The following is a 311-nucleotide window of genomic DNA, read 5'->3' as shown; positions in this document are numbered from 1 at the left end:
GACTACGAGACCAAGAAGGGCAACGTCATTCGTTTCCTGGAGAAGGGTTCCAAGGTCAAGGTCACGATCATGTTCCGCGGGCGTGAGCAGTCTCGCCCGGAGCTCGGGTTCCGGTTGCTTGAGCGACTGGCAAACGACGTCGAGGAATACGGCGTAGTTGAGACCCGTGCCAAGCAAGACGGTCGCAACATGACCATGGTGCTGGGCCCGGTCCGCAAGGGCAAGAAGTAGTAACAGAACTAGTTGTTAGAGGTTTTTCACCAATGAAGCAGAAGACTCACAAGGGTGCCGCAAAGCGCATCAAGATCTCC

Annotated in this window: 1 protein-coding gene; it reads left to right on the top strand. The window is 55.6% G+C overall.

The annotated features are described in order from the left end of the window. A partial coding sequence (gene infC / locus CYJ76_RS11920) for a translation initiation factor IF-3 (RefSeq protein WP_180802312.1) occupies positions 1–231 on the top strand: 231 nt, incomplete at its 5' end. Between the last annotated feature and the right edge of the window lie 80 nt (positions 232–311).

Source organism: Kytococcus schroeteri (assembly GCF_002847825.1).
GTDB lineage: Bacteria > Actinomycetota > Actinomycetes > Actinomycetales > Dermatophilaceae > Kytococcus > Kytococcus schroeteri.
The sequence above is the reverse complement of the archived record's forward strand: the minus strand, read 5'-3'. Positions and strand labels throughout refer to the sequence as shown.